Annotated in this window: 1 pseudogene; it reads right to left on the bottom strand. The window is 76.2% G+C overall.

What is annotated here, in order from left to right:
• A pseudogene (locus tag G3I71_RS49740) lies at positions 1-319 on the bottom strand (endoglucanase); the annotation flags it as partial.

Raw genomic sequence — 319 nt, 5'->3', positions numbered from 1 at the left:
TGGGCGGGGGCGTCACCGGCGGTGTCGCCGTCGCCGGCGGCGTCGGGGTCGGGGTCGCGGTGGGGGTCGGCGTCGGCGTCGGGGTGGGTGTCGGCGTCGGGCCGCCCGGCTCCGTGCCCCACACCAGCACGCCCTTGTCGTACAGCGTGATCGCGCGCGTCTTCACCGGGTCGCCCGTCGCGGGCAGCCCGACGAACGACGGGTCGTTCGTCGCGTCCCAGCCCGCCGCGCCGGTGACGCGGAACTGGATCTCGCGGCGGTGCTGCGACTGTCCCCCGGGGTGGATGTCCTGGCCCACGCAGCTGAGCTCGGCGTAGTA

Origin of the sequence: Streptomyces sp. SID12501 (assembly GCF_010550245.1) — a bacterium.
In the GTDB taxonomy this organism is placed as follows: Bacteria; Actinomycetota; Actinomycetes; order Streptomycetales; family Streptomycetaceae; genus Streptomyces.
Note: the sequence above shows the minus strand (reverse complement) of the source record. Positions and strands in the feature narration are given on the sequence as shown.